Raw genomic sequence first — 6,661 nt, 5'->3', positions numbered from 1 at the left:
CGTCCGCGCTTCCTCGGCGGCTCGCTCGGCGCGGGCCCCGGCACTGGCCTGGTGCCGGTAGTAACCGGAGCGGGAGACGCCCAGGACCCTGCATACGGCGATGGCCGCCATCTGGCCGATCTCGGTGAAGCTGGGGGCGACCGCCGTGCGCAGGACGTCGCCCGCCAGCTGGAATTCCAGTCCCAGGACGAGGAAGCGGCCCAGGCTGAGGCGGATCTTGTTGAATTCGCCGATGAGGGAGCGCCTGCGCAGGCCGGTCGTGGCGAACCGGGCGAAGGCCCATACGGCGCCCGCGAAGATGATCAGTGCGCCGCCCGCCTCGATGACGTGCACCAGCCACCCGATCAGCTCTCGCACTCCGGACTCGGACACCAGTTCACTCGACGCGTTCATGGGGTTGCTCGTTACCCGCGTCTGCGCGCCTACACGAGCCGGCTCCGGTGTCTCCCGCCACACGGCGGACGCAGGATGAGAGCCGGCTGCGGGCGCATGAAAATGGGGCTGGTGAAGCATGCGGGGGAGATGGAATGTGTCATATACGACCAGGGCTCGGGCCGGTCGGAGCATGTGGAGTGCGAGCTGCCGGACGACGCCTGTCAGTCTGCCCTCAAGCGGCTGCGGGACTTGGCCGAAGGCGAGTTTGCCTGGGTCCGGCTGGCAGCCCCCTCGGAAGGTGAACTGGTCCAGCTGGCCGAGGAACTGGGCCTGCACCCGTTGGCCGTCGAGGACGCGCTCCATGGACGACAGCGTCCGAAGCGCGAGCGCTTCGGCGACGTCCTGGCCGTAGCGCTGAAGGCTCTCCGGTATGTGGAAGAAGAAACGGCGGTGGAGACCGGCGACATCATGATCTTCGTAGGACACCGCAGCGTTCTCACCGTGAGCCACGGAACGATCGATCCCTGCACCGAGGCCGCCCGTAGGCTGGGCGCCGCTCCGGACATGCTGTGCCAAGGCCCCTGGGCTGTGCTGCACGCCGTGCTGGACGTCGCCGTCGACGCGTACAGCGACGCCGCCCGAAGGGTGCGCGCCACGCTCAACCGGCTCGAGGACGAGGTGTTCTCGACTTCCCGTGTCGACCACACCGAGAGCATCTACTCCCTCAAGCGGGAGGTACGCGAGTTCCGTGATGCCGTGCAGCCGCTCGTACCGGTGGTCCAAGGCCTCCTGAGCGGCGGCCCGCGCGAGGAGGACCACCAGCCGAAGATCGCCCCGTACATCCGTGACGTCGCCGATCACCTGCACCGCACGGACATCGAGGTGCGGACCCTGGACGAACTGCTGGACTCGGTCCTCGGCGCGCAGCAGGCCCGCGTGGGCACCTGGCAGAACGACGATATGCGACGCATCTCCGCGTGGGCGGCGATCTTCGCGATCCCCACGATGGTTGCCGGCGTCTACGGAATGAACTTCGAGCACATGCCGGAACTCGGCTGGACCTACGGCTACCCGCTCGCCGTCGGACTCATGGCGCTCGCGGCAGGCGCCCTCTACCGTGCCTTCCGCCGCAACGGCTGGCTGTAGAAGCCGGCACCGGGGGCCGCCTTGGCCGCCGCTGGCTCCCTGCCCTGGCGTCGCGTCGCGGGCAGGGGCGGCCGCCGGCCACCGCCGAGACGTGGGGCAATCCAGGCGCCCCTGTGGGCAAGGTCCGGGTTCTCGCGTGCCATCGCGGACATGAGTGGCGCCGCGGTGGAAAGTCGCAGGGTATGACACGCACACCGAAGCCAGGCACAGGTGAGGACGATGAGCGCGGGGACACCGGCCGTGAGAGCACGGTGGGACCGGATCCGCAGGTGGAGGAGCGGGCACCCGACCAGCTCACCGAGCTGCCCAGGCGGTCGTGGAAGGCCGTGCTGCGCGGCACCGTGAAGGAGTTCAAGGACGACGAGCTCGCCGACCGGGCCGCAGCGCTGACCTACTACGGAGTCCTCGCTCTCTTCCCCGCCCTTCTCGTGCTGGTGTCCCTGCTGGGCATTGCGGGGGAGTCCGCGACGAAGCAGGTCCTGGACAACCTGCAGAAACTGGCACCCGGCTCGGCGCGGGACGTGGTCAGTGACGCGGTGCAGCAACTCCAGGGCCACTCCGGAGTCGGATCGCTCCTGGCTGTCGTCGGCCTCGTCGTCGCCGTGTGGTCGGCATCCGGCTACATCGCCGCGTTCATCCGCGCCTCGAACGCCGTCTACGACATGCCCGAAGGCCGCCCCGTGTGGAGGGTCCTCCCGCTGCGCCTAGCTCTCACCGTCACGCTGATGGTCCTGGCCTGCGCCAGCGCGCTCATCGTCGTCTTCTCCGGCTCCCTGGCGAGGCAGGCGGGTACCGCCCTGGGGATCGGGGACACCGCCCTGACCGTGTGGTCGATCGCGAAGTGGCCGGTGCTGGTCCTCCTCGTCACCATCATGATCGCGATTCTCTACTGGGCCGCGCCGAACGCGAAGGGCCGCGGCTTCAAGTGGGTGACGCCGGGCAGCCTCCTGGCGCTGGCGATCTGGATGGCCGCCTCGGCAGGCTTCGCGTTCTACGTTGCGAACTTCGCTTCCTACAACAAGACCTACGGCACCCTCGCCGGCGTGATCATCTTCCTCGTGTGGCTGTGGATCACCAACCTCGCGATCCTCCTCGGGCTGGAGTTCGATGCGGAAATGGCCCGTCAGCGCGCGATCGCCGGCGGACTGCCCGAGGACGAGGAACCCTACGTCGAGCCCCGCGACACCCGTGCCTGGAACGATGGCGACCGCCGCCGGATGGAGCACTGACTCACGAGTGAACGGCGCTCGCCGCGAGGCCAGCACGGCATGGACGTTCCGGCGTCGCTTGCGGCCGCCGACCGAGGGCGCGGCCCAGCACACCATGGCCGTATGAGGTCGGCCCCCGGGCTGCTGTCGAGCCACCTTTCGTACAACGCTGGTTGCCGCGCGGGTGACGGCGCGGTTGCGGGGTAGTCGCGCCGTGACGACGACATGACCATCTCAACGAGGAGGTGCCGTCAGCACTACGAGACCCGACACCCCGCTCGTGTCTGGACGGCATCGACGCGGTCAAGCACAACACCGACGCTCCCATCGCAGGACACCACAGGCAGTGCTGAGCAGAGCACCTGACCGACGTGTCGCCCGTTCCAGCAGGTTGAAGAAAGGCAAGGTGTCCCCATCATGGGCACAGTAGAGCGGCAGCCCCACGCCGCCGACGACTCGGTGGGCGTCCTGGTTTCACGCGCCTCGCAGCAGATTTCCGAGCTGGTGCGCGAGGAGATGCAGCTGGCTCGGGCGGAGATGACCCAGAAGGGCAAGCGCTACGGGAAGGGCGGCGGCCTCTTCGGCGCCACGGGAATCATCGCCCTCCTGGCACTCCAGGCTCTGACGGCAACCTGTATCGCCGCTCTCGCGCTGGTTCTGCCGGTTTGGGTGTCCGCCCTCATCATCACCGCGGTCCTGGGGATCGTGGCGGGCGGGACTGCGCTGGCCGGAAAGAAGCAGATCGCCCAGGCCGGTACCCCGGCTCCCGAGCAGACCATCGACAGCGTCAAGGCCGACCTGGCCGAGATCAAGGAGAAGACACACCGATGAACGACGACGCCCGAACCAACATCGGCACCCCCGCCCCGAGCCCCGGCAGCCCCGGCTCCGCGGAACTGCGCGATCAGATCGAGCGCACCCGCGACGAGCTCGGCCAGACCGTCGAGGCCCTCGCCGCGAAGGCCGATATCAAGGCCCAGGCCAAGGAGAAGACGGCCGCCGTCAAGGGCCAGGCCGCCGAGAAGGCAGCGCTGGTCTCCGACCAGATCCGCGAGAAGGCGGGGCACGCCGCCCAGCTGGTGAAGGACAAGACCCCCGACCCGCTCTTGGAGAAGACCGCGCAGGCCGCAGCACAGGTACGGGAGAGTGCGGCCAAGGCGAGCCAGTACGCGGCGGACAAGACGCCCGACCCGCTCCTAGAGAAGGCCGGCCAGGCAGCGACGGCTGCACGCGCCAACCGCACCCCGCTCCTCGCGGTCGGAGCCGCCGTAGTCGTCCTCCTGCTGGTCCGCCGTAGCCGGGGACGTCGCCGATGAAGGCATCCAAGATCGCCTACAAGCCCGTCGGGCTGGCCCTAGGTCGTGTTTTAGGTAGCGCGGGCGGCCAGCCACTTGGTGAGGTCGCCCGCGATGCGGTCGTTGCTGGTCTCGACGGTCACGTCGTGTTCGCGGCGGGTGGTGTCGCGGCGGACGACCTCGTATCCGCCTTCGTCCAGGACGGCGACGGAGGCAAACCAGACGGGGTCGTCCTGGTCGGGCTGGATCACGACGAACGTGTTGTCCGAGTCGTTCAGGTCGTCGATCAGCATGAACAGAGCGTCCTCGGACGGGTCGTCGACGTGGTCGCCGTTCTCGCTGTCAGCGCAGTAGTACCTGGCGGCCATCGATGCCCTTCCCGAAGATGTGCTGCCCAATGCCGTGATCAGCATGGCACGGCCGTATCGGCAGGCCTCCGGCTCACAGCCACTGGTGGATCGCCGCGATCTGGACGGCCGCCTCGAACCGGACGGCGAGCTTGTCATAGCGGGTCGCGACGGCCCGGTGCTGCTTGAGGCGGCTGATCCCGCACTCGACCGCGTGGCGGGCCTTGTAGTCCTCCCGGTCGAAGGCCGGCGGTCGGCCACCGGCTCGGCCGCGGCGCTTGCGGTTGCGGACCTGGTCGGCCGGCTCGGCGATGGTGCAGCGGATCCCGCGTCTGCGCAGGTAAGCACGGTTGGCGCGAGAGGAGTACGCCTTGTCACCACGCACCCGCAGTGGCCTGCGTCTGGGACGACCGCCGCCGGCCTTGGGCACCCGGATCGCTTCGAGGACCGGCTCGAACTGCGGACTGTCACCCCGCTGACCTGCCGTGACCAGCAACGACAGCGGCTTCTGGCCCTGCTCGCAGGCCAGGTGGATCTTCGTGGAGAACCCGCCCCGCGACCGGCCCAGCCCGTGATCCTCCGGTTCGGTCCCGATACCTCCCGGGGGCTCCTTCTGCCCGGCCCCGTCCCGGCGGGCACCAGCCGCGTGCTGATGCGCCCGGCAGACCGTGGAGTCGACGTTCACGTCCCACGTGATCAGCCCGGCCGCATCAGCCCTCGCCTGCAGCAAGGTGAGAATCCTGGCCCACACACCCTCGCGCTGCCAGCGGCGAAAGAGCCCGTAAACGGTCTGCCAAGGCCCGTACTCGCGCGGCAGATCACGCCACGGAACACCCGTCCGAACCCGCCACCGAACTCCATTGATCAACCGCCGCCGATTCTCGGACCTGCGGCTCACGCCTGCCGCAGGCAGCAACGACTCCAGTACCGACCACTGCTCATCAGAAAGATCCCCACGCCCCACACCATGATCATCACGGCGCAAGGCGCGGGCCGGAACCCCGATCTAAAACACGGCCTAGGCGCCCTCAGCGGTGTGATCGCAGGCGCCGCCTTCAAGCAGGCGTGGCTTCATCTCAACCCTTCCTACTATCGACCAGACACGGAGAGTGCGGAGGAGCCTTGACAGCGACCCTACCCACTAGCAGTCAGAGTCACTACCACCCGGAGTCGCGCTCGTGGAGGCCGTGGAGGCCGCTGCGTGCTGGCAACGGCGCGCAGGAGTTCCGCGCGCAGGGGCGAAGGCCACCTCCCCGGCGGCCGTGCTGCTGCGGGAGGCAGCTGGCCCTGACGGGCGCCCCCGCTCCGGGGACCAAGCCCCGTTCCGGTGGCGCGTACGCCACACCGTGGCCTACCGCCGGGTTTGTCCGTTACCGGTGTGCCACCCCGCCCGCCTCCGGGGCCGGCCGGGCCCGGTCCGTGCTGTCCGCGCGCCTGCGGATGCGGCCGGACCCGCTCCTCGTGGACGCCGGGTGCGGCAGCGTAGCATCGGCCTGTGGCTGGCCCGCGTTGCGGACGATTATGTCCGGATCACCGCGCCAGCGTGGGATGCGCCGACGACCGCACGCTGGACTCCCACTGGAGGGGTCCGGTGTCGATCGTCGGTACGCCGTGACGCACTCCTCCCTTGATCGCGGGGCGCACGGCCCCCGTGACATGGGAGGGGACACCTGTGCGCAGGACGAAGTGGGCCGCTGTGGCGATAGCGGTCATCGCGCTTGGAGCTGCGGGCTGCGGTACGGGCGACGCCGGTACCGAGGGGGAGGTCGCCCCGATGTCGCCCCGGCCCAGCGGCACCGGGCCGCTCACGAGGGAGGTCGCGCGCACGGACCTCGACACCGCGGCCGCGGCCGCGGGCATTCCGGCGAACGTACCGGAATACGCGGGTATGAATGAGGACGCTCCGGCCGGCTCGCCGAGATCGTGCGGCGTCGCGTTCAAGGGATTCGGGACCGAGACGACCCCAGTCGACGTCGCCCGCTTCGATGCGGTGGTGCGCGAGCTGCGCAAGCGTGACTGGGAGCAGTCCGGGAAACGGACGGACCGCAAGGACGTGAAGGACGGGGTGATCAACCAAGCACAGGTGACACTCAAGCAGCGCGGCTGGACCACGCTCGCGGAATACCGGACCGCCCTGGACGGCGGCGTGATCACTCTGCTGAGCTCCGAAGACGAGTGCATGAAGAAATTCGGCGCCGATGCGAGTGCGGTTGGCTGATGGGCGACGGGTGTTGCTCAGTGTGTGGCGTCGGTTGTTTGCACTGGGTGTGTGAGGCGTCGTTTTGCCGTC

The 6,661-nt window shown here is 69.0% G+C and carries 8 protein-coding genes; 5 read left to right on the top strand and 3 right to left on the bottom strand.

The features are described 5' to 3' along the window. Positions 1 to 393, bottom strand: a 393-nt coding sequence (locus tag ACGFYQ_RS39305; protein ID WP_393751737.1) for a DUF1622 domain-containing protein, incomplete at its 3' end; no start/stop codon positions are given. A gap of 129 nt (positions 394 to 522) precedes the next feature. Between ACGFYQ_RS39305 and ACGFYQ_RS39300 the strand changes: the two genes are divergently transcribed. From ACGFYQ_RS39300 to ACGFYQ_RS39285, 4 genes are all read left to right on the top strand, one after another. Beyond that, positions 523 to 1,521 (top strand): magnesium and cobalt transport protein CorA, encoded by a 999-nt coding sequence (locus tag ACGFYQ_RS39300; protein WP_393751736.1) that lies wholly within the window; start codon positions 523 to 525, stop codon positions 1,519 to 1,521. Positions 1,522 to 1,703: 182 nt separating this feature from the next. Next, the gene (locus ACGFYQ_RS39295) at positions 1,704 to 2,750 is read left to right on the top strand and encodes a YihY/virulence factor BrkB family protein (RefSeq protein ID WP_393751734.1); all 1,047 of its coding nucleotides are present in this window, start codon (positions 1,704 to 1,706) and stop codon (positions 2,748 to 2,750) included. A gap of 396 nt (positions 2,751 to 3,146) precedes the next feature. Then, a complete protein-coding gene (locus tag ACGFYQ_RS39290; protein ID WP_393751732.1) occupies positions 3,147 to 3,560 on the top strand; it encodes a phage holin family protein in 414 nt (137 codons plus the stop codon). Further along, positions 3,557 to 4,045: a DUF3618 domain-containing protein gene (locus tag ACGFYQ_RS39285; protein ID WP_393751730.1), complete on the top strand. Its 489-nt coding sequence runs from the start codon at positions 3,557 to 3,559 to the stop codon at positions 4,043 to 4,045. The genes ACGFYQ_RS39290 and ACGFYQ_RS39285 overlap by 4 nt, the downstream gene beginning before the upstream one ends. A 50-nt stretch (positions 4,046 to 4,095) precedes the next feature. Here the strand turns inward: ACGFYQ_RS39285 and ACGFYQ_RS39280 are convergent, their stop codons facing one another. Both ACGFYQ_RS39280 and ACGFYQ_RS39275 read right to left on the bottom strand, forming a co-directional pair. Continuing rightward, a complete protein-coding gene (locus tag ACGFYQ_RS39280; RefSeq protein WP_393751728.1) occupies positions 4,096 to 4,392 on the bottom strand; it encodes a hypothetical protein in 297 nt (98 codons plus the stop codon). A gap of 73 nt (positions 4,393 to 4,465) precedes the next feature. Then, positions 4,466 to 5,335, bottom strand: a complete 870-nt coding sequence (locus ACGFYQ_RS39275; protein WP_393751726.1) for an IS5 family transposase — start codon at positions 5,333 to 5,335, stop codon at positions 4,466 to 4,468. A 708-nt stretch (positions 5,336 to 6,043) separates the two neighbouring features. Between ACGFYQ_RS39275 and ACGFYQ_RS39270 the strand changes: the two genes are divergently transcribed. Next, positions 6,044 to 6,589: a hypothetical protein gene (locus ACGFYQ_RS39270; RefSeq protein ID WP_393751725.1), complete on the top strand. Its 546-nt coding sequence runs from the start codon at positions 6,044 to 6,046 to the stop codon at positions 6,587 to 6,589. The last annotated feature ends 72 nt before the right edge of the window (positions 6,590 to 6,661 follow it).

Origin of the sequence: Streptomyces sp. NPDC048258 (assembly GCF_043201995.1) — a bacterium.
GTDB lineage: Bacteria > Actinomycetota > Actinomycetes > Streptomycetales > Streptomycetaceae > Streptomyces.
This window is presented reverse-complemented; position numbering and strand designations above follow the sequence as displayed.